At 70.8% G+C, this 20,858-nt stretch carries 11 protein-coding genes and 6 pseudogenes; 8 read left to right on the top strand and 9 right to left on the bottom strand.

Going from position 1 to position 20,858, the window contains the following annotated elements; genetic code table 11:
* Window positions 1-20: 20 nt before the first annotated feature.
* A pseudogene (locus ACSP97_RS36290) lies at window positions 21-961 on the bottom strand (IS481 family transposase); the annotation flags it as partial.
* Between the two features lie 277 nt (window positions 962-1,238).
* Here ACSP97_RS36290 and ACSP97_RS36285 point away from each other — a divergent pair.
* Window positions 1,239-1,335: pseudogene (locus tag ACSP97_RS36285) on the top strand.
* A 90-nt stretch (window positions 1,336-1,425) separates the two neighbouring features.
* Here the strand turns inward: ACSP97_RS36285 and ACSP97_RS36280 are convergent.
* Window positions 1,426-2,395 (bottom strand): annotated as a pseudogene (locus tag ACSP97_RS36280) (IS5 family transposase).
* Window positions 2,396-2,572: 177 nt separating this feature from the next.
* Here ACSP97_RS36280 and ACSP97_RS36275 point away from each other — a divergent pair.
* The gene (locus ACSP97_RS36275) at window positions 2,573-4,672 is read left to right on the top strand and encodes an RICIN domain-containing protein (protein WP_440555991.1); all 2,100 of its coding nucleotides are present in this window, start codon (window positions 2,573-2,575) and stop codon (window positions 4,670-4,672) included.
* Window positions 4,673-4,755: 83 nt separating this feature from the next.
* On the opposite strand, the gene ACSP97_RS36270 is transcribed toward ACSP97_RS36275, so the two are convergent.
* Window positions 4,756-5,340: a TetR/AcrR family transcriptional regulator gene (locus tag ACSP97_RS36270; protein ID WP_388311767.1), complete on the bottom strand. Its 585-nt coding sequence runs from the start codon at window positions 5,338-5,340 to the stop codon at window positions 4,756-4,758.
* A gap of 64 nt (window positions 5,341-5,404) precedes the next feature.
* On the opposite strand from ACSP97_RS36270, the gene ACSP97_RS36265 reads away from it, so the two are divergent.
* Window positions 5,405-6,283 carry an oxidoreductase gene (locus ACSP97_RS36265; RefSeq protein ID WP_440555990.1) on the top strand — a complete coding sequence of 293 codons (879 nt, stop codon included), beginning with the start codon at window positions 5,405-5,407 and terminating at the stop codon, window positions 6,281-6,283.
* A 550-nt stretch (window positions 6,284-6,833) separates the two neighbouring features.
* Here the strand turns inward: ACSP97_RS36265 and ACSP97_RS36260 are convergent.
* On the bottom strand, window positions 6,834-7,067 hold the full coding sequence (locus ACSP97_RS36260) for a hypothetical protein (protein WP_440555989.1): 234 nt from the start codon (window positions 7,065-7,067) through the stop codon (window positions 6,834-6,836).
* Window positions 7,068-7,768: 701 nt separating this feature from the next.
* Between ACSP97_RS36260 and ACSP97_RS36255 the strand changes: the two genes are divergently transcribed.
* Complete coding sequence (locus tag ACSP97_RS36255) at window positions 7,769-8,566, top strand: nucleotidyltransferase domain-containing protein (protein ID WP_440555988.1); 798 nt, start codon at window positions 7,769-7,771, stop codon at window positions 8,564-8,566.
* Window positions 8,567-8,674: 108 nt separating this feature from the next.
* On the opposite strand, the pseudogene ACSP97_RS36250 reads toward ACSP97_RS36255, so the two are convergent.
* Window positions 8,675-9,266: pseudogene (locus tag ACSP97_RS36250) on the bottom strand (TetR/AcrR family transcriptional regulator).
* An 89-nt stretch (window positions 9,267-9,355) separates the two neighbouring features.
* On the opposite strand from ACSP97_RS36250, the gene ACSP97_RS36245 reads away from it, so the two are divergent.
* Window positions 9,356-10,606 (top strand): MFS transporter, encoded by a 1,251-nt coding sequence (locus ACSP97_RS36245; protein ID WP_440555987.1) that lies wholly within the window; start codon window positions 9,356-9,358, stop codon window positions 10,604-10,606.
* On the opposite strand, the pseudogene ACSP97_RS36240 reads toward ACSP97_RS36245, so the two are convergent.
* A pseudogene (locus ACSP97_RS36240) lies at window positions 10,572-11,335 on the bottom strand (IS5 family transposase). The gene ACSP97_RS36245 and the pseudogene ACSP97_RS36240 sit on opposite strands and share 35 nt — an antisense overlap.
* Window positions 11,336-11,530: 195 nt before the next feature.
* On the opposite strand from ACSP97_RS36240, the pseudogene ACSP97_RS36235 reads away from it, so the two are divergent.
* Window positions 11,531-12,464, top strand: a pseudogene (locus tag ACSP97_RS36235) (alpha/beta fold hydrolase).
* 379 nt (window positions 12,465-12,843) lie between these two features.
* Here the strand turns inward: ACSP97_RS36235 and ACSP97_RS36230 are convergent.
* Both ACSP97_RS36230 and ACSP97_RS36225 read right to left on the bottom strand, forming a co-directional pair.
* Window positions 12,844-14,307 (bottom strand): amidase, encoded by a 1,464-nt coding sequence (locus tag ACSP97_RS36230; RefSeq protein WP_440555986.1) that lies wholly within the window; start codon window positions 14,305-14,307, stop codon window positions 12,844-12,846.
* Between the two features lie 680 nt (window positions 14,308-14,987).
* Window positions 14,988-15,959, bottom strand: a complete 972-nt coding sequence (locus tag ACSP97_RS36225) for an aldo/keto reductase (RefSeq protein ID WP_440555985.1) — start codon at window positions 15,957-15,959, stop codon at window positions 14,988-14,990.
* Window positions 15,960-16,107: 148 nt separating this feature from the next.
* On the opposite strand from ACSP97_RS36225, the gene ACSP97_RS36220 reads away from it, so the two are divergent.
* Both ACSP97_RS36220 and ACSP97_RS36215 read left to right on the top strand, forming a co-directional pair.
* A complete protein-coding gene (locus ACSP97_RS36220; protein WP_355151763.1) occupies window positions 16,108-16,713 on the top strand; it encodes a TetR/AcrR family transcriptional regulator in 606 nt (201 codons plus the stop codon).
* 204 nt (window positions 16,714-16,917) lie between these two features.
* Window positions 16,918-17,310, top strand: a complete 393-nt coding sequence (locus tag ACSP97_RS36215; RefSeq protein WP_355151764.1) for an ester cyclase — start codon at window positions 16,918-16,920, stop codon at window positions 17,308-17,310.
* A 148-nt stretch (window positions 17,311-17,458) separates the two neighbouring features.
* Here ACSP97_RS36215 and ACSP97_RS36210 read toward each other — a convergent pair whose 3' ends face one another.
* A complete protein-coding gene (locus ACSP97_RS36210) occupies window positions 17,459-20,689 on the bottom strand; it encodes a TIM-barrel domain-containing protein (protein ID WP_440555984.1) in 3,231 nt (1,076 codons plus the stop codon).
* Window positions 20,690-20,858: the final 169 nt, after the last annotated feature.

Below are 20,858 nucleotides of genomic sequence, written 5' to 3'. Positions count from 1 at the left end.
ACTTTTCGATACACGCCCCAGGTGTGCTGTTCGGACAGGGTGGTGACGCGGCTGGCTGGTGGTTGGCCGCCGATGCCGGTGTGGGGTCGGTGGTAGCTGTACCAGTCCAGCCAGTCGGGAAACGCCGCTTGGCGTTCGGTGTCTGAGGTGTAGGACCGGATGTAGGCCCATTCGTCGAGCAGGGTGCGGTGGAAGCGTTCGACCTTGCCGTTGGTCTGGGGGGCCTCCAGGGCCTAATCCAGCGGGGGCTGATGCCCAGGTCTCGGCAGGTGTCGCGCCAGGTGTTCTTGGTGTAGGCCCGGGCGTTGTCGGTCAGGACCCGCTCGGTGACGATGCCCTGCCGGCCGAACCAGGCGGTCACCCGTCGCAGGAAGCCGGCGCAGGTGTCGGCCTTCTCGTCGGGCAGGTCTTCGGTGTAGGCCAGGCGGGAGTGGGCGTCCAGGGCGGTGCGCAGGTAGGCGTAGCCGGTGCCGCCCCGGCGGTCCTGGTTGGCCCGGCCGGCCGCGCGGCCCAGGACCTTGTGGCCGCCGCCGTCGGGGATGCGGCCGAGCTTCTTGACGTCGACGTGGATGAGTTCGCCGGGACGGGAGCGTTCGTAGCGGCGGATCGGCTCCCCGGTGGCCCGGTCGGTGGCCGCCAGAGTGGGCAGGTGGTGCCGGACGAGAATGCGGTGGGCGGTGGACGAGGCGATGCCGGTGCGGGCGGCCAGGCGGACGGGTCCGATCCGGTGTTCGTGTCGTAGGCGCACCACCCGCTGTTCGAGGGCGGTAGGCGTCCGGCGCGGGCTGCGGTGCGGGCGGCTGGAGCGGTCCTGCTTCCCGGCCTCGCCCAGCTGCCGGCAGCGGCCGGCCCAGCGTGCGGCGGTGGTGTGGCCGGCCTGGAAGCGCTCCGCGGCCCGCCGCAACGGCCGGCCGTCGTCCACGACACACCGGGCCAGACGCAGCCTCCCGGTCGGCGTCAGCGGGGCATTACGGTGGGAGTCAGCGGGGCATTACGGTGGGACACGAGGGCCTCCTGGACGTCGGTGCAGACTTCGCAATCCACACCGAACCCAGAAGGCCCTCACCTGTTCAAGCACCCAGCACGCATGTCACCAACGTCCCGGGACAGCACACCTAGGTGGACGGGCGGGCCCGCTGGTGCCCTCGGCCCGGACTTGAGATGTCAGTCCCGTGTCAGGGGCCCGTGCCATTCTCTTTCACGTGAACGACCCCGGGAATCACCGGAGTCGGGAGCGAGGAGAGGTGCCCGGAGTGGTTGATCGGGGACCGGCGAGCACGCCTCGAGGTCGGATCCTTTCGGGGGTCCACGCAGGTTCGAATCCTGCCCTCTCCGCAACGATCGGCACGCCGTGAGCGGGCCTGGCGCTGCAACGGCCCGGCACGTCACAGCCATTCTGAGCGGCGCCAGGACTTGTCCGGCCGATCATGCACGAAGCCAGATGACGAGGGCTGCGGCAGTCGCGGTCCCGAGGAGGAAGACGTAGCCGCGTTTGCCGTAGCGGGTGGCCACGGCCCTAGCGTGCTTGAGCCGGTTGATCGCCCGTTCGACGGTGTTGCGTTTCTCGTACCGCTCTTCGTCGAAGCCGGGTGGCCGTCCGCCGCGTGACCCTTTGCGCAGCCGGGCGGCCTGGCTGTCGGTCTTCTCCGGAGTCGTGTACCGGGTGCCCCGGCGCCGCAGGTACTCGCGGCAGGTCCGTAACTGGAAGCCTTGTCCGCCGCGAGGCTTTCAGGCCGCTTGCGCGGCCTGCTCGGCCCGATCCGCGGGACGTGGATCTTCTCCAGGCCCGGCTTGAACTGCGTGCAGTCCGCCTGCTGTCCCGGTGTGACGATCAAGGACAGCGGGCGGCAGCGGCCGTCCGCACTCAGGTGGACCTTGGTGGTGAACCCGCCGCGCGAGCGGCCCAGGCCCTCACCTCCTGCACCACCTCCACCAGGCGGGCGACAAGGCTCTGCCACGGCGCTTCGCCCTGGTGTTCTGCCGGTTCGGCCCCCTTTGAGGCGGGCGCCGGCGGTGGTTCGGTGCGGGCACCGGCAGCATGCCGATGTGCCCGCACCATGGTGGAGCCGACCGAGATGTCCCAGTCGATCTCCTCAGCCGCGCCGGCCTCGGCCCGGACCTGCTGGAGCAGGCCTTCCCACGTTCCGTCGGCCGACCACGGACGGTGACGTTCGTACACCGTCTTCCATGGGCCGAACCGTTCGGGCAGGTCACGCCACTGAACGCCGGTCCGCACCCGGTGCAGAATCCCGTCGATCACCTGCCGGTGATTCCGCCACCTGCCACAACGCCTGTTGCTGACCGGCGGGAACGGCCGCAGCCGTTCCCGCTCGGCATCCGTCGGATCGCCCCGCCCCGTGTCCGCACCAACGGCACGACTGCGGAGTAGACACATGATCGGCCGGACAAGACCCAAGTGCTTCATGAGCCGACCGGGGCGTGGCGTCGAAGAGTTGACGCGTTGACAGGTACACGACCCCTCCGTTACAACGTTGCAGAGATCGGGCCACACGGTGGTCGGCGAACGCCGCGCCGTGGCCGCCGTCAGCACGACTCCCTTCGAGGTGATGCCATGAGGCGCGTCCTGTCGGTGCTGTCCGTCCTGCTCGCCTTCACCGGCCTGGGGATCGCCGCCCCGGCCGCCCACGCCGTGCCGGGCGGCGGTACGCAGATGTGGTCCGGGTACGCGTACTACCCGCGGGTGGTCCGGCTGGAGCACAACGGATCGTCGAACGGCATGGTGGTGGCCGCGGTCGTCACCAACCAGAACGGCGACTGGGTCGGCGCCGTCTTCCACAGCACCGACAACGGCCGGTCGTACACGCAGGTCGGCGCCGTCGACGATCCCGTCAACTCCACCGGCATGTGCTGCCAGACCCTCTACGAACTCCCCAGCGCCGTGGGCGGCATGCCCGCCGGCACACTGCTGTGGGCGGCGTCGTTCGGCGCCGACGCGGGCAGCGGCAGGCGCATGTCGATCCGGGTGTGGCGCAGCAACGACCTGGGCGTGAGCTGGTCGTACCTGTCCACCGTGACCACGGCGCCGAGCGGTCTGGGCCTGTGGGAGCCGGAACTGACCGTCGCGTCCGACGGCCGGCTGGTGGTGTTCTACTCCGACGAGACCGATCCCGCGCACAGCCAGAAACTCGAACGGGCACATTCCGCCGACGGCGTCACCTGGACCGACTTCAGCGACACCGTCGCGCTCGGCGACTCCTCCGCCCGTCCCGGCATGGCCGTCGTGCGCCGCCTGCCCGGCGGTTCGTACCTCATGAGCTACGAGGTGTGCGGCGGCTCGCACGTCTGCGAGGTGTACGTCCGCAGCTCGCCGGACGGCTGGGACTGGGGCACCCCCTCCGACATCGGCACCCGGGTGCTCACCGCCGACGGCCGCTACCCGGCGAGCACCCCCACCATCACGGTCGCCGGCCACACCGTGCTGCTCACCGCGATGCGCCTGCGCAACCCGGACGGCAGCTTCGCCGCCGGTGACGGCAGAACGGTGCTCGGCAACGCCGCGGGCGGCCAGGGACCGTGGTTCGACGTCGCTTCGCCGGTGCCGCTGTCCGACGCCGGCGGCGGCCCGGCACCCACCTGCCCCGGCTACTCCTCGCCGCTGCTCGGTTCGGCGGACGGCAAGTCGTTCCTCCAGGTCACCACCGACCTCGACGCCTCCGGCCAGTGCCGCGCGTACGCGGGCCAGGCGTCGGCGCTGCCCAGCGGCAGCACCGGCTCCACCTGGACCGCCGAGGGCTCACAGGTCTACCTCTCGCCGAACCAGCAGCACTTCACCGACACCAACGCCGGCGGCGCGCTGCGCAACGTCTGGTGGGACGGCTCCACCGGATACGCGGCCGACACCTGGGCAACCGGGGTCACCGGCAACCCCGTCACCTTCGTCGACGGCACCCAGCAGCACGTGTTCGTCCGCGGTTCGAACGGTTCGCTGCAGCACTACTTCCGGGACTCGGCGACCGGCTCGACCACCCACGACACCTGGGCCGGCAGCGGCCTCGCGGGCGACCCGGCCGCGATGACGATCGGCGACGCGCAGCACGTGTGGTGGGTGGACAGTGCCGGCACGCTGGAGCACTCCTGGTGGGACCCGGCCGGCGGCTCCCACCACGACACCTGGGCCACAGGGGTCACCGGCCGGCCCAGCGCCATGCTCGTCGGCGACGTGCAGCACGTGTTCGTCCGCACGCCGACAGGCGCGATCCGGCACGTGTGGTGGGACGCGGCACAGGGCTCCCAGAGCGAGACCGTTCCGGCCGACGCGGCCGGCGACCTCGCGGTCGCCGAGATCGGGGACGCGCAGCACCTGTGGTTCACCGACAGTGCCGGCCGTCTCCAGCACTGGTGGTGGAGCCCCGCGGCAGGCTGGAGCAACGACACCTGGGGCAGCGGGGACACCGGCCGCCCCGCCTTCCTCCAGGACGGCGCCCAGCAGCACGTCTTCGTGCGCGGCAGCGGCGGAACGCTCGAGCACTACTTCTGGCAGCCCTCCGACGGCCTGCATCACGACACCTGGGGCACCGGCATCAGCGGCGACCCCACCGCCCTGCCGATCGGAGACGCCCAGCACGTGTGGGCGACCGACCCGAACGGGACCGTGCAGCACTGGTGGTGGAACCAGGCGGACGGACTGCGCCACGACTCCTGGGGCAGCTGACCACGGCGCCCCCGCCCGCACCACTGGTGCGGGCGGGGGCGGCCCGGCCGTGCACGGGGTGAACGCGCCGGGCCGTCCCTGCCTCATGCCCGCTCGACGGTGAAGAGCGCGGCCGCGCCGGCGACGAGTGCGTCCGTCTGCTCCGGGGGCACCCGGCCCGAGCTGACGAGTGCGGCGATGCCCTGGACCGTGGCGATGAGGAGCAGCCGCAGGCGGTCGGGGTCGTCCGGCGGGAGCAGACCCGCGCGCCGCCCCGCCTCGATCAGGTCCCCCACGGTGGCGAACAGCCGGCCGAAGCCCTCGCCGAGGCCGGCCGTCCCCCCGTCCGCCTTCGAGGCGAACATGAGGTCCAGCAGGGCCGCGTCGTGCACGGAAAAGCGCAGGTACGCGGCCGCCGCCGCACGGAGCTGCTCCCGGTAGTCCTCGCCGGCGCCCGCGACCGCCCCGCGGACCTCGTCGGCCAGACGCAGCGATCCCGCCTCCGCGAGGGCGTCCAGCAGCGCCTGGCGATCGGGGAAGTGATGGCGGGGCGCGGCATGGCTGACCCCGACCCGCCGCGCCAGTTCGCGCAGCGACAGGCTCTCCACGCCGTCCTCCCGCAGGGCGCGCTCGGCTTCGGCAAGCAGGGTGGCCCGCAGTTGGCCGTGGTGGTAGGGGCGCGTCGTCATGGGGATCAGTCTAGCCACCATGTTGCCATTGACAGGATACTTGTCAGTGCCTAGATTCTTGTCCATGACTACATGGAGTGTGCGCGACCTTCCCGGTCTCACCGGAATCACCGCCGTGGTCACCGGCGCGAACAGCGGCGTCGGCCGGTCCACCGCCCGCGCGCTGGCCGCCGCCGGAGCCCGCGTCGTCCTTGCCGTGCGCGACCCGGAAAAGGGCCGAAGGGCAGCCGCCGCCATGCCGGGAACGACCGAGGTACGGCACCTCGACCTCGCCGACCTGGCCTCCGTACGGGCCTTCGCCGCAGCCTGGAACGGCCCGATCGACCTGCTCGTCAACAACGCCGGCATCTCGGCGCACTCGCTCACCCGCACCGCCGACGGCTTCGAGGCGACCTTCGGCGTCAACCACCTCGGCCACTTCGCGCTGACCAACCTGCTGCTCGAACACCTCACCGGCCGGGTCGTGACGGTCGCCTCGCAGGCCGAACGCATGGCCCAGCTCGACCTCGACGACCTCGGCTGGGAGCACCGGCCCTTCCGGCAGTCCCGCGCCTACAACGACTCCAAACTGGCCAACCTGCTGTTCACCGCGGAACTCCAGCGCCGGCTCACCGCCGCCGGCTCCCCCGTCCTGGCGCACGCGGCACACCCCGGCCTGGTCGCCACCGGCATCTACCAGCCCGGCATCCGCCGCCTGGCCGACGTCCCCTGGAAAGCCGCCGTCGCCCTGCTCGCCCAGAAGCCCGACCAGGGAGCACTGCCCGTCCTCTACGCCGCCGTCGAGGACCTCCCCGGCAACAGCTTCACCGGACCGGGCCGCCTCGCCCACATGCGCGGCGCCCCCCGGCTCATCCCCCGCTCCGCCACCGCGCAGGACCCCGAACTCGCCGCCCGCCTCTGGGAGATCTCCGAACGGCTCACGCGAGCGACCAGCCCGGTGTGACCCACCCACGCCGCGACCCCGACCCCCGACAGCCGGCCGGCTCGCGTCGGGGCCCGGGGCCCGGGGCCCGGGCCAGCGGTCTGCGGTCTGCGGTCTGCGGCATCCGCGAGCGGACGGATACCGACGGACGGCTCAGCGCCGGCGCTTCGCCACCCAGGGAGAACCCCGCCCGCTCCTACGCGAGATCACCGTTTCCCTCCGGGGCCTTCCGCCGGGCCCGAGCCGTTCCCACCGGGGACACCGTGGCCTCGCCAGGAGAGAGCCGAGCCGCCGAATCTGCTCCACAACGGCCCCGCCGTGCTGCCGGACCCCCCCGATCAAGGTGAACTCCCGGATCACCAGCAGCGGTCCGCCGGCCCTGACGACGGCCATCACGGCGATGGCAGGCCGGCTGACGGCCTGCCGGACGACGCGCGTGCCGTGCGCGACGCCCGACGGCTCCACCAGTACGCCGAGGCAGCGACGCGGAACGATCCACCGAGCCTCCACAGGCAAATCCATTCACAGCGGCCGGCGGACCGCTGTTCTCCCTTCACCGCATCCCAGATGCTCAGGCGGCCCCGGCCGAAACCAGCCCCGGCCGGGCCGCTTCACACAGCAGCAGGACGGTGGCCACGCTGCCCACTCCGGTCACCGCGATCGCGACACCGACCGGCACGAACCCGGCGAACACACCGAACACCAGAGGGCCGACGCCCTGGATGCTCATGGCGGTGGTGTTCAGCAAAGCGAAGCCCTGGCCCTGGAGTTCGGCGGGAACCCCTTCCAGGAAGCGCCACTGCAAGACCGAACAGGCAGACGGAGCCGGTGCCGGTGACCACACAGGCGGCGGCGACCACCGGACAGGACGGGTCCAGGGCGAGCATGAGCGAGGGGGTGCCCATCACCAGCACCAGCAGCGGCAGCGGCAGCGGCAGCGGCAGCGGCAGCGGCAGGACCAGCCGTTCCCGGACGGCGGGCACGAACACCCGCCCGACAACGACGGCGCCGATCAGCATGCCGACCGAGACGGCGGCCAGCACGACGCCGGTCCGCCGGGGGCTGAACCCGCAGTGCGCGCCGCACGCGATGAGCAAACCGCCCGCCACGGCCAGGCAGACAGCGGACAGGCACCGCACCATGATCAGCTTGAGCACGCCGGGGCCGGCGACCAGCACCGCGTCGCCCCCGCAAAGTCCAGCGCACGATCGACCCGCCGCCCACCGCCGACGCACTCACGCGAGGCACCCGGGCACGCGACAAAAACAGTCCGCTGACCGCCCCGACGACCAAGCGCACCCCGGCAGTGAACAGCATCCTGCGCTCCACGCCCAGCCAGACCACCAGCGTCCCGCCGACAACCACGCCCACCACCCGCACGCACCCCCCATGCCGATCACCTGAACCGCCATCAAGTCGGACAGAACCTTCGAACGACGAAGCCCTGCGGACGGGGGCGATACCCACGTCCGGATACCGGCCGGCGCACGCGGGCATACTGGCCGGATGAGCACCGAACCCGAGCCGTCCCGTGCCGTCCCGTCCGAGGTACGGGCGTACCTGACGGAACTCGTGCGCCGCACGCGCGCGGTCTGCGGTCCCCGGCTGACCGGGATCGCCGCGGTCGGCTCCCTCGCCCTCGGCGACTACCGGCACGGGCGCAGCGACGTCGACGTCACGGTCATGGTGGAGAAGCTGCCGACGGCAGCCCTGCGGGAGTTGGCGCACGCCCTCGCCCACCCGCGGCTGCCGTGCCCGGCGGCGGGTCTTGAACTGGTCGTCTACACGGCCGACTTCGCCCGGACCCCGTCAGGCGAGGCCGGCTACCTGCTGGACCTCAACACCGGGGCGCAGTTGCCGGAACGGGCCGCCTTCGACCCGGCCGGCGGACCGTCGTTCTGGTACGTGATCGACCGCTCGGTGGCCCACCAGGCCGGGATCACCCTGTACGGGCCACCCGCGGCGGAAGTGATCGCGGCGCCCCGGCCGACGGACCTGACAGCCGCGATCCGCACCTCGCTGCGCGAGCACGCCGACGGCAAGGGGCATCTCGCCGACAACCGGGTCCTCAACGGCTGCCGATCCCTCGCGTACTGCCGCACCGGACGCTGGTCGGCCAAACGCGACGCCGCAGCGCAAGTAGCCGCCGCCGAGAAGGAGTTCCGCCCGCTGGTCGAAGCCGCCGTCCGCAGCTTCGAACGCCCCCGCGCGGCCGCGCTGCCACTGCCCGATCCGCAGGTCCGGGCGTTCCTCGCCTGGGTGCGGGGCCGCGTCGAGGAGTACGCCGGAACAGTCGGCGGCTGACCGGTCAGGCCCGGGGCGGGCGAGCCGTGCGGTGCGGGACCAGACCGAAACCAGAACGGACCGGACGGCACCGAGCCCTGACACACACCCTGACCGCCGCCCCTCCTCTCAACCGCTCACACCAACGGCCCGCCCGAGTACACCGAACATCACGTCGACGACAGCGCGCAGCCGCTCCATGCCCGCTCCGACTCTGCCCACGACAGCGAGAAACTGGCCCACGGCCGCGAAGCGAGCCGCGAAGATCTCGGCCCCCTCACCATCCAGCCAGCCAGCCTTCCAGCACAACGCACAGTCGGGTGTGCTGGGCGCCGATCGCCTCCCGTGCGCGCGCCGCGACGCTCGCGCTCAGCACCGGGGCCGCCATGACGGTCTGGGCCACCAGGCATCCGTCGGGCAGGCCGGGGTCCGCGATGCGCTCCAGCGTGACGTCGAAGAACGCCCGCGCGGCTGCCAGGGGCCGGCCGACGGCGCAGGACAGCGCGGCGTCGTACTTGTCTCCGTAGCGCGTGGCGTAGCGCTCCAGGCAACGGACGAAGAGCGTGTCCTTGTCGCCGAGGGAGGAGTAGATGGAGCTGCGGTTCAGTCCCGTCACCCGGGACAGGCCGTCCACGGAGGTGTCCGCGTAGCCGGCCCGCCAGAACTGGATCATCGCGGCATCGACCGCCGTGTCGACGTCGAACTGCTTCCTGCCTGCCATGCCCTGCGCCTCCCTCCTGCTCCGCCTCCCCGGTGGAGACCACCATCCCATCTTGAACCAATCAGTTCAAGATGGGTTAGAGTGCGGGCATGCTCACAGCCCGACACCCCCCAGACCTCACAGCGCGGCGACACGCGCACCGCCTGCTCGCGGTCGGCGCCATCGCGTTCGTCTACACCGTCGTCATGGCCGGCGGGACACTGACGATCCCGCTGTACGTGCTGTGGGCCTCGCGATACGGCTTCGGACCGCTCACCACCGTTGTCGTGTTCATCGCCTACGTCGTCGGAGTCGTCGGCACGCTGCTCGTGGCCGGTTCGCTGTCCGACGCCGTCGGCCGCCGTCCCGTCCTCGCGCTGTCGCTCGCCCTCACAGCGCTCAGCGCGCTGGGCTTCGCGCTGGCGGACGGCCTCACCGTCCTGCTGATCTCGCGGGTGCTGAGCGGCGTGGCGACCGGGCTCGTCACCGCGACGGCGACGTCGGCGATCGCGGAACTCGTGCGCGTGCGCAGGACCGCTGCCATGCTGGGCACCGCGGCCAACGTCGGCGGCCTGAGTCTCGGCGTCGTCGCCGCCGGCGTCCTGGCGCAGTGCGTCCCGGCGCCGACCCACACCGTGTTCTGGTGCTACCTGGCGACGTGCGCCGTCGCCGGCGTCTCCTGGCTGGGCATCCCCGAGACCGCGGACAAGAGCGCGGACAAGGGCGGCGACCGAACGACGCGCTGGCGGCCTCGTATCCGCCGCCCGGTCCTTCCCGACGGAGCAAGCCGGGTGCGCTCGTTCGTCGCCGCCGGTGTGCTCGTCGCGGCATCCTCGGGCGTCAACGGGTTCTTCTCCTCTCTGGCTCCGGCGTTCCTCCGCGACGACCTGGGCGTGTCGAACTTCGCCGTCATCGGCGTGGGTGTCGGTGCCCTGTTCCTCAGCGCCCTGCTGGCGCAGATCGCCATGCCGGCGGCCCTTTTGCGAAGCGACATCGGGACGGCCCTCCTGGCCGTGGGGATGATCGTCGTCGAGGCCGCGCTGTGGACCCGCTCCGCGCCGCTTTTCATCGTCGGCACCGTCTTCGCCGGCGCGGCGGTCGGAACGCTGTTCCGACACGGTCTGGCCGTGACCGCAGCACTGTGCGATCCCGGCAATCGAGCCGAACTCACCGCGACCTACTTCCTGTTCCTCTACTCCGGACTCGTCGTCCCGGTCCTGCTGCTCGGTTTCGCCGATCAGGCCGTCGGGACACGGGACTCCAGCGCCCTCCTCGCCGCTTTCGTCATGTCCACCGCGCTCGTGGGCCTAGGTCGTGTCCGTAAAGTCAGGGCAGCCAGAGCAGGAGGCAGGCGATGGTGACCATGGCCTGGTAGTGGCGGGCGCGTTTGTCGTAGCGGGTGGCCAGGGCCTTGTGGTGTTTGAGCTTGTTGAAGCAGCGCTCGACGACGTTGCGGCGCCGGTAGGCGGCCCGGTCGAGTCGGCAGAGGCTCTCGCCGCGGCGGAGGCGGCCGTTGATCTGGTCGATCCGTTCGGGGATCACGGCCTTGATGCCTCGGCGGCGGAGGTAGGAGCGGATCTTCGCGGACGAGTAGCCCTTGTCGGCGGCGACCCGCTCGGGCCGGGTCCTGGGCCGGCCGGGACCGCACCGCTGGACGCGGATGCGGGCCATGACCTGCTCGAACTGGGTGCAGTCGTTGACGTTCCCGGCCGTGACCGTGAAGGCGAGGGGCCGGCCCTGGCCGTCGCAGGCGAGGTGGATCTTCGTGGTCAGCCCGCCGCGGGACCGGCCGATCGCCTCGCCCGGCCAGGGCCCCCTTTTCGGGCCCCGGCCGCGTGCTGGTGGGCCCGCACGGTGGTGGAGTCGACGCACACGATGGTCCAGTCGACCGTGCCGACGGCATCCGAGTGCTGCTGGACGTGGGCCAGGAGCCGGTCCCAGGTTCCGTCGGCCGACCAGCGGCGGAAGCGCTCGTAGACCGTCTTCCACGGCCCGTACCGCTCGGGCAGGTCCCGCCAGGCCGCACCCGTGGACAGCTTCCACAGAATCCCGTTCACCACCTGACGGCGGTCCCGCACCGGCCTGCCCATCCGCGACGGAGCCAGCAACGGCTCGATCACCGCCCACGACTCATCAGTCAACTCATGACGACGCACCACGAACAGACCAACGAGCCCACCACTTTACGGACACGGCCTAGCCCTGGGCCGACACACCCAACCGACCAGCAACCCCTGACACCTTCGGCAGACCGTCAACACACCGCACACCACTGGAGAAGAACCATGAACGACCCCGCAAGCGCCCCCCCGCATCCCCGGCAACCCGGTCCGCGACCTGCCGCTGCCCGACCTGACCGGCTTCACCCACCGTTGGGTCGATGCGGACGGCGTCCGACTGCACGCGGCGGAAGGCGGCCGGACGGACGGTCAGGCCGTCGTGCTGCTCGCCGGGTTCCCGCAGACCTGGTGGGCATGGCGCAAGGTGATGCCGCGCCTGGCCGACCGGTTCCACGTCATCGCGATCGACCTGCCGGGCCAGGGCCACTCCGAACGCCCGGACATCAGCTACGACACGCACACGGTCGCCGCGCACGTCCACGCCGCGGTCAAGGCGCTCGGGGTCTCGACGTACTGGCTGGTCGCCCACGACATCGGCGCGTGGGTCGCCTTCTCCCTCGCCTTGACGCACCAGAGCCAGCTGCGTGGCCTGGCACTGCTCGACGCCGGCATCCCGGGCATCACACTCCCCGACGCCATTCCGACCAACCCCGAGCAGGCGTGGAAGACCTGGCACTTCGCCTTCCACCTCGTGCCCGACCTGCCCGAGACCCTGCTCGTCGGCCGTGAACGGGAGTACGTCGGCTGGTTCCTGAAGGCCAAGGCCCTCTCCCCCGACACCTTCGACGACGCCGAGATCGAGCACTACGCCGCGTCCGTGGCCGCCGACGGCGGTCTCCACGCGTCCCTGGCCTACTACCGGGACGCCGCCGAGTCGGCGCGGAAGAACCACGAGGCGCTGGCACAACAGCACCTGGACCTCCCGGTCCTCGGGATCTCCAGCAGCCACGGCTCCATCCCCGACATGGCGGCGTCCGTCAAGCCGTGGGCCGACGACACCACCGGCATCGTCGTGCCGGACGCGGGACACTTCATCCCCGACGAACAGCCCGGCACCGTCACCGCCGCGCTGACCGACTTCATCACCGAAGACGACTGAGCCCCCGACAGACCCGCTTCCCGTTCTGCACAAGCCTGTCCAAAAACGATCGCTCTGGCTGGTGTGTTGGTCAGCGGCGGCCGACGGAGAGTCAGCCACCGAAGGCCAAGTCGAAAGCCCGGAGGGCGTCCTTCGTACACCGTGAGGCGCTGTTGATTCGTATGGAGGTGAGAGACCACCATCGCCGGCCCGTCGCAGCAGCCCAGCACGAGCTGAGGACAACCCGTCCCGGCAGACGCCAGGTCGGACGGGAGCAGCCCTGACAAAGGTTCCAGCAGGCCACCCCACAACAAACATGTCTCCCGGACAGCCCTCCCCGGCACAAAGGGCCTGCGCTCACATGACGGAAAACAAAGAACAGCCAATGAGCTGGAAGCCCTCAAGCGGAGAACGGGGGGTGCACGCCTGACCACGGAGCGGCTCGCTCGAGCTGGGAGGCCAGTCGGATCAGCACGTCCTCCCGGCCGTACGCGGCCACGAGCTGCACCCCGATGGGGATTCCGTCGGAGGTGCGGTACAGGGGCAGGGAGACGGCGGGCTGGCCGGTGACATTGAACGGCAGGGTGAAGGCGATACTTCCTGCGACATCGGCCACCAGGTCCATCGGGGCTTTCGCGTCCGGGGCGAGCTCACCGAGGCGCGGCGGGGGGCTGGGCAGCGTCGGCGTGAGCAGGACGTCGACCTCGGTCTCCCACAAGCCGGCCACACCTCGTGCCCACTTCTGCCACGCCTGTATGCCAGAGAGCCACTGCGCGGCCGTGACAGAACGGCCCGCCTCCGCGAGCGCCCCGTTCATCGGCTCCAGGTCGGCGGGTTCGAGCTGTTCACCGAGACGCTGCGACCACTGCTCCAACTCCCAGGCGAGTAGGGCCGAGAAGAGGGTGGGCAGGGCCTGGAACAGCTCGGGTGCGTCCAGCGCCGCCGCCGGTGTCGGCTCGACGTGGTGGCCGAGGCGGTCGAGCAGCCGGGCCGCGTGCTCGACCGCCGCCACACATTCCTTGTGGGCCGGGTCGGTCGCTCCCGGCGGGATCGAGCGGAACCCGATCCGCAGCGCGCCCGGATCGACTCCGACCTCCTCGCGGTAGGGCCGCGTCGGGGGTGCCGCCGCGTACGGGTCACCGACTGCCGCACCGGCTGTCACGTCGAGCACGGCGGCGGTGTCACGCACCGACCGGGTCAGCACGTGCTCGTGCGTCACCCCTCCCCAGTACTCGCCGTACTGGGGCCCCAACGAGGACCGTGCCCGAGTGGGCTTCAGACCGACGACGCCGCAGGCACTGGCGGGCATCCGTATCGAGCCGGCCATGTCGTTGCCGTGCGCCACCGGAACCATGCCGGCGGCGACCGCCGCCGCCGACCCACCGCTCGAGCCGCCAGGCGATCGATCGAGGGCCCACGGGTTGCGCGTCGCCCCGTGGGCCAACGGCTCCGTGGTCACACTGGTAGCCAGCTCGGGAAGGTTCGTCCGGCCGCAGAAGACGAAACCGGCCGACCGGAACCGTGCCGCCAGGGTGGAGTCCTCGTGAGCCCGCCAGCCGCGGTCCCGCAGCGCGCGCATCCCCCCGTAGTACGGATCACCCGCGGTCTGGCACAGGGCATCCTTCAACAGCATCGGCACGCCGCGGAACGGGCCATGGGGCAGCCCGGACGCCTCCGCGTCGGCGAGGGCCTTCTCATGCAGGGGCGTGATGACGGCGTTGAGTGTGCCGTTGAGCCGCTCTATCCGTTCGATGGCGGCCTCGACGAGTTCACGCGGCGTCAGCAGACCGCGCCGCACCAGGTCGGCCTGCGCCGTCGCGTCCAGCCATGCGAGTTCCTCGCTCGACACGGGACTCTCCGTCATGTGCCCACCTTTCCTCGGTTCCGCCTTGGCCACGGAACATCACAAATCACTGTCGTGGCAACCGTGTTCGGAGCCCATTGTTCCTGAACCGGTGGGCAGCAGTCCGTCTTGTCAGCGATCATGTTGGTCCTGCCGGTGGACCGCGGCATGGAGACGCCGGCACCGGGGCTCCGTCCAAGCACAGCGCGCTGGTGTCCTCGGGATTGGAGTCCGGGGAGAAGCTGGGGTCGAGGATTCGGTCGCCGGTGGTGCAGCGCCAGGCGTCCGTGCGCATGGTGGATTCGGCGGTCCCGAAGCAGGAGCCGCCGGCCCGGTCGGTGATGGTGATGCCTCTCGCCGGGGTTCCGTCCCGGGACCAGGGGCTGAGCGTGCCCACCTGTGTCCGTGCCGCCTGCGCCGAGGAGACGGTGGTGGTAGGGGTCCGCGATGGAGGTGCCGGTGGCCGATGCGGCGAACACCGCGGCCGCGACGACGGTGAACCAGGCGCGTCTGCTGGAGTGGCGCATCGCAGGGGTGGGCCAGGCGCGGTCTGACGAAGCCCCCCCCCGGCCGTCGGCGTGTTGAGTGAGATCCCCACACCAACGACGAGGGGCTTCGCCACCTCACCCCCCTGACCAGCCTGTTTCACTCACTTCTCAGATTCCAGCCGGACCGTGGCGGGCATGTTGGTATGTCTTCGGTCAGCGGTTGATGGCGGCCATGTTGTCCGCGTCGTAGCGTTCGCCGGAGGCCCGGGGCAGGTCGTTCAGGCGGGCGAGGTGGCCGGCGGTGAGCTCGATGTGGTCGGCGGCGGCGTTTTCCTCCAGCCGGGTGACTCGCTTGGTGCCGGGGATGGGCGCGATGTCGTCGCCCTGGGCGAGCAGCCAGGCCAGGGCGAGTTGTGCGGGCGTGGTGTCGATTTCGGCGGCTACGGCCCGGACCTCGTCGACGATGCGCAGGTTGCGTTCCAGGTTGCCGTCGGCGAAGCGGTGGTTGGTGCGGCGCCAGTCGTCTGCGTCGAGATCGTTCAGGGACTGGATGCTGCCGGTCAGGAAGCCGCGGCCGAGCGGGGAGTAGGGCACGAAGCCGATACCCAGTTCGCGCAGGACGGGCAGGATCTCGGCCTCGGGGTCGCGGGTCCACAGGGAGTATTCGGACTGGACCGCGGTGATCGGGTGCACGGCGTGGGCGCGGCGGATCGTGGCGGGGCCGGCTTCCGACAGGCCGATGTGGCGGATCTTGCCTTCGGTCACCAGTTCGGCCAGCGCGCCGACGGTCTCTTCGATGGGCGTGCCGGGGTCGACCCGGTGCTGGTAGTAGAGGTCGATGCGGTCGGTGCCCAGGCGTTTGAGTGATCCCTCCACGGCCAGGCGGATGTTGGCCGGGGTGCTGTCCGCGGCCGTGCCACCGGTGTGGGAGATCAGTCCGAACTTGGTCGCCAGTACGACCTCGTCTCGGCGTCCCCGCAGGGCCCGGCCGACCAGTTCCTCGTTGACGAAGGGGCCGTAGGCCTCGGCGGTGTCGATGTGGGTGATCCCGAGGTCCACGGCGCGGTGGATCGTGCGGATGGACTCGTCGTCGAACTGGCCGGCGCCACTGTAGAAGGCGGACATTCCCATGGCTCCGAGGCCGATGCGCGAGACCGTGAGGCCGGCGAGCGAGAGGGTTTTCATGGCGCGGACTTTCCTTCCCAGCGGTTAAGTACCGATCGGTGCAGAACGCTAGCACATCTAGACCGGACGGTACTGAACTGCGTTCACCGCCTTGCGGGGGTGAAACCCCTGGACAACGGGGATCTGTACCGAGTGGTACGCTTATGGCATGGCTGACTCCCGTAGGGCCGTCATGGGCCGGCCTCGAGAATTCGACATCGACCAGGCGCTGGAACGTGCGATGCGGGTGTTCTGGGCCCAGGGGTACGAAGGGGCGAGCCTTGCCGAACTGACCAGCGCCATGGGGATCACCAAGACGAGCATGTACGCGGCCTTCGGCAACAAGGAGCAGTTGTTCCGCAAGGCCCTCCAGCGCTACGGCGCGGGGCCGGCCGCCTACGCCACGCGCGCCCTGGAGGAACCCACCGCACGGGCCGTGGCCTTGGCGTTCCTGCGGGGGGCGGTCCGCACCACGACCCCTCCCGACGGCCCCTGCGGGTGCCTGACCGTGCAGGGTGCGCTGGCGTCGAGCGAGGGGAGCCAGGCCGTCCACGACCTGCTTGTCGACTGGCGCAACGAGGCGGGGGTCCGCCTTGAGGAGCGTTTCCGGCGCGCTGTCAACGAGGGTGACCTTCCGCGCAACGCCGACCCCCGGCGTCTCGCCCGGTTCATCATGACGATGGGTTTCGGCATCGCAGTACAGGCCGCCAACGGCCTCGGTCCTGCCGAGCTCGACGAGATCGTCGACACGGCGTTGCTCGGCTGGCCCGCATAGCGGCTGCACCACCCCTTCACCCGCCCCGGTGGGAGAACTCTCCGCGCACGAGAGCCGTGACGGTGCGGCAAAACTTCGGTACCGTCCGGGACAGAAGTGTGGGGCAGCGGTTCCTCCCTGCCGACGATCACCGCGACGAAACAGTCAAGGGCCGTCGCGAAACACCGAGCATGACCCCCGCTCCGGGGGCCGAAGAAGGGGATCATGTCCGACACCGATCTGCGCGCGTTCTACCTGCGCTACATCGAGGCGCTCAACGCCCACGAGATCTCCCGCATGGACGAGTTCATCCACGACGAGACCACCCTGAACGGCGAGCCGGCCACCCGGGAGCAGGTCATCGCCGTGCTGAACGGCGCTATCGACGCGGTCCCGGACTTCCACTGGGAGCCCCGGGAGACCGCGGTCGATGGTGATCGCCTGGCCGCCCGTCTGACCAACACCGGCACGCCCGCCAAGGAATGGCTCGGCGTGGCTCCCACCGGCGCCTCCTTCGAGATCGTCGAGTACGCCATCTATCAGGTTCATGACGGACGGTTCGCGCACATGACCGCCCTGCACGACGCCGAAACCCTAAGGCGGCAGCTCGGCGCCTGACCCCCGTAAGCCGATCCCAACTGCTGCTCGACGGCTTCCTCTTGGCGGGGCGCCTTGGGCTTCGGCTTCGTCTTGGGCGGGGTGAGGGGCCGGCTGACCGGCCGCGCCGCCGAGCCCCGGCGCTACCGCCGGGGCTCGGCCGTCTGCCTCAGTGGTACCTGACCTCCAGCGGACGGTGCACCGACTGGGCCGGTGCGGTGACGGTCAGGGTCCGCGAGCCCGCGTCGAAGGACCAGTGGGCTGCGGAGACCCGCCGCCCGTTGACGAAGACCTGCTTCGGCGCGTGCGCGTTCATGAAGGAGACCGTCCACGCGCGGCGGGAGATCTGGCCTTCGAACGATCGCGACGCCGGGGCGATCGAGACCGTGTGGTTCGCGCCGTGCTCGGCGTAGCGGATCGCCGTCGTGGCGCTCTGCCTGCTGTCGGCCGTGGTGCCGTTGTCCTCGTACAGGCTCGTGGCCCCCGGCGCGCCCTGTGCGACGGTGACCGTCGCCTTGGTGAGGGGGTTCTGGACATCATTGGCGACGTTGCCGGTGCGCGTCGTCATGATGCCGCCCGACTTGATGAAGACGGGCATGGAGTCCAGACCCGTGGTGATCTTCTGCGTGGTGCCGCCCGCGTACGTCTTACCGGTGAAGTAGTCGGTCCACGAGGAGCCGGCCGGGAACCAGACGGACGTCGTGGCCGATTCGCCGGGCGTGGTCACCGGGGCGACCAGCACGTCGGGGCCGTAGAAGTACTCGCTGCCCGCCGTCGCGTACGCGTCCTGGCTCTCCGGGTACTGCACGTAGGTCGGCCGCACCACGGGGGTTCCTGTGCGGTTGGCCTGCTCGGAGAGGCTGTACGTGTACGGGACGAGGTCCTCCCGCAGGTTCAGGAACTTCTCGGCGGACGCGTCGGAGGCCGGGCCGTACTGCCAGGGCAGCCGGTCGGCGTGGTTGCCGTGCAGGCGGTCCACCGGCTGGAAGGTGCCCAGCTGCACCCAGCGGGCGTACAGGTCGTCGGGCAGCTTCGTGGTCCCGGGTTCCGCGCCCTTGGCCTGGGTGCCGTCGTTGTTGAACCCGCCGATGTCGTGCGACACGTTGGACAGGCCGGTGGACGCCGACTCGCCCGGGGTGTAGCCGACCTCGAACTTGAGGGTGGCCCAACTGGACGTGGAGTCACCCGTGAAGTGTGCGGTGGTGCGCTTGTCGGCCCACGGCCCTGTCGGCAGGCCGTGCGGGTTGTAGTTGCCCTGCGGCAGCGCCCCGAAGGCCCGGGAGAGCGCGAAGGAGCGCTGGCCGTTCTTCGCCGAGTCGTCGGCGTACTGCTGGTTGATCCAGGCGTCAGGCGTCACCCCGCCGAGGGACGAGACGGACGCGTCGCAGCACCAGTCGAGCCACCAGACGTCCGCGCCGGCCTTGTCCATGGGCTCGTGCAGATCGAAGTACGCTTTGAGCTGGTCGGGGTCGCCCCAGTCGAAGGTGTAGGTGTTGTTGCCGCTGTCCTTCAGCTTGCCCTTGGCCGTGGCCTGCGCCTGGGCGAACCTGGGATCGTCACCGGAGATGCTCGGGTGGATGTTGAGCGAGTTGTGCAGCCCCTGCGCGGCCGACCAGTCGAAGAACGCCTTGGGGTCGGGGAACTTCTTCGGGTCCATCTCCCAGCCGTCCCAGGTGCTGGGCGACTTGAAGTCCGTGTCGGTCACCAGGACGTCGAGCGGGACGCCGTCCTTGCGGAACTTGGGCAGGATGGTGTTCTCGTAGTCCGCGGCGCTGCGGTCGTAGTACTCGGAGTACCAGACGCCGTACGCCCAGCGCGGCAGCAGCGCGGAGGGCCCGGTCAGGGTGGCGAGGTCGGCCAGGCCCTGCTGGTAGTCGTGTCCGTAGCCGAACACGTACCCGTCCTGGTAGCCCTTCCCCGCGTGGTCGCCCCGCTGCGTGACCTTCCGGGTGGCGTTGTCGAAGATCGCCGAGGCCGTGTCGTCGAGCAGCGTCCAGCCGTCCTGGTAGAGCAGGCCCGGCGTCATGGGCGCCTCGCCGTTGACGCCGTCGAGGCTGCGGCGGTACCCGCCGAGCGGCGCGTGCGGGGAGAGCAGCGGCGAGGTGCGCGAGGTCACCGCTGCGGTGTCGAGGTTGACGCGGCAGCCGTCCTCCTCCGGGCAGCCGACGGTCACGTCGTCGGCCCCCGCGGCCAGGTGCACCGGCACGGTGACGGTGCGCCAGGCGTCCCAGTCGCTCGTAGCGGGCAGCGAGGCCTTCACGGGGACGCCCGCGCCGGCCTTGACGGAGATGTCACGGGCGGCGCCGCTCGCGTCGCCGTTGGAGTACCGAAGTTGGAGGGCGTAGTCGCCGGCCTTGGGCACGTCGACGACGTGCAGCGTGTCCCGCGCGCCCGAGGACTCGAGACCGGCCACGAACCCGCGGCCCGAGTAGCCGTTGTGGTCGGACTTGAGCGCGGCGGAACCGCCGAGGCCCGCGGTCTCGGCCTGGCAGACGGTGCCGAAGGAGCAGTCCTCGACCGGTGGCGTCACGGGGTCGGGGTAGGGCGCTCCCGGCGTCAGGACGGCAACGTTGTCAAGGTTGACGTTGCCGGAGTCGGCCGCGGAGCGTGCGAAGGTGACGGTGTGGGTGCCGGCCGACAGGTCGAGCGTGACCGACGCCGTGGACCAGGTGTCCCAGCTCGCGGTCTTCGGGAGCGTCAGCGTCTTCGCGGCGCCGCCGTCCGCCGACACGCTCAGGGTGCGGTCCTCGTCACCACCGTCGCCGCCGACGGCGTTCGCGTAGCGGGTGGCGACCTGGTAGGTGCCGGCCTTGGGGACGGTCACGGAGAACGACAGAGAGTTGCCCGTCGACTGGAAGCCCGCCGCGAAGCCGGAGCCGCTGTAACCGGAGTGGTCCGTGGCGACGCCGACGCCGTTGAGGGCCTGGTCCTCTGCCTCGCACCGCGTCCCGACGGCGCAGACCGGCGCGTTGGGCCAGGGAGCGGCGGTGACCGACTGCTTGCCGGCCTTCTCCGTCACCTTAAGGTTGTCCGCGGTGAACTTCCCTGAGCCGACCTTGTACGTCAGCGTCATGGCGCTCGTGCGGATCGTCAGCTCGCCGTGGCGCGTCGACGACGTGAACGGGGTCCTGCCGAACGTGTCGCGGCCGATGGCGTTGAAGGTCGCCGCGTCGACGAACTTCGCGTCCCCCGCGTACTCGGTGCGTATGAGCGTCGGGGAGAGGACCTCGAACCGGGCGTCGCCCGAGACGACCTCAGAACGCGCGGCGCTGTGACCGCGAGCCGCTTGCGCGCTTTGCGCCGCCTGGGCGGGGGACCCGGCGGCCCCCAGGGCCACCAGAACGCCGGTCGCGGCAGCGGCCGCCGTGAGTTTGCGACGTTGTCGCCATCTGTGAGTCATGGAACCCGGTACTCCTTCGGTATCCCCTGGAGGGGGTACTTCGCCTGTGCTGACAACGATGTCAAGAATCGGAGAAGCGGCAGCCGGGGCGCGCGCACCAGGGTGCGGGAAAGGGCGGGGGCGCGTCTCGAAGTGTGAGTACGAGTACGGCGGTTGCCGATGGGACACG

This window comes from Streptomyces sp. SCPE 10 (assembly GCF_051980735.1).
Classification (GTDB): domain Bacteria; phylum Actinomycetota; class Actinomycetes; order Streptomycetales; family Streptomycetaceae; genus Streptomyces; species Streptomyces misionensis.
The sequence above is the reverse complement of the archived record's forward strand: the minus strand, read 5'-3'. Positions and strand labels throughout refer to the sequence as shown.

Bases quoted from the DNA above. Each gene is read 5' to 3' on its own strand.
- ACSP97_RS36255 (WP_440555988.1), top strand. From the start codon at position 7,769: ATGAGCACCGAACCCGAGCCGTCCCGTGCCGTCCCGTCCGAGGTACGG.
- ACSP97_RS36215 (WP_355151764.1), top strand. From the start codon at position 16,918: ATGTCCGACACCGATCTGCGCGCGTTCTACCTGCGCTACATCGAGGCG.
- ACSP97_RS36265 (WP_440555990.1), top strand. From the start codon at position 5,405: ATGACTACATGGAGTGTGCGCGACCTTCCCGGTCTCACCGGAATCACC.
- ACSP97_RS36220 (WP_355151763.1), top strand. From the start codon at position 16,108: ATGGCTGACTCCCGTAGGGCCGTCATGGGCCGGCCTCGAGAATTCGAC.
- ACSP97_RS36245 (WP_440555987.1), top strand. From the start codon at position 9,356: ATGCTCACAGCCCGACACCCCCCAGACCTCACAGCGCGGCGACACGCG.
- ACSP97_RS36230 (WP_440555986.1), bottom strand. From the start codon at position 14,307: ATGACGGAGAGTCCCGTGTCGAGCGAGGAACTCGCATGGCTGGACGCG.
- ACSP97_RS36210 (WP_440555984.1), bottom strand. From the start codon at position 20,689: ATGACTCACAGATGGCGACAACGTCGCAAACTCACGGCGGCCGCTGCC.
- ACSP97_RS36275 (WP_440555991.1), top strand. From the start codon at position 2,573: ATGAGGCGCGTCCTGTCGGTGCTGTCCGTCCTGCTCGCCTTCACCGGC.
- ACSP97_RS36225 (WP_440555985.1), bottom strand. From the start codon at position 15,959: ATGAAAACCCTCTCGCTCGCCGGCCTCACGGTCTCGCGCATCGGCCTC.
- ACSP97_RS36270 (WP_388311767.1), bottom strand. From the start codon at position 5,340: ATGACGACGCGCCCCTACCACCACGGCCAACTGCGGGCCACCCTGCTT.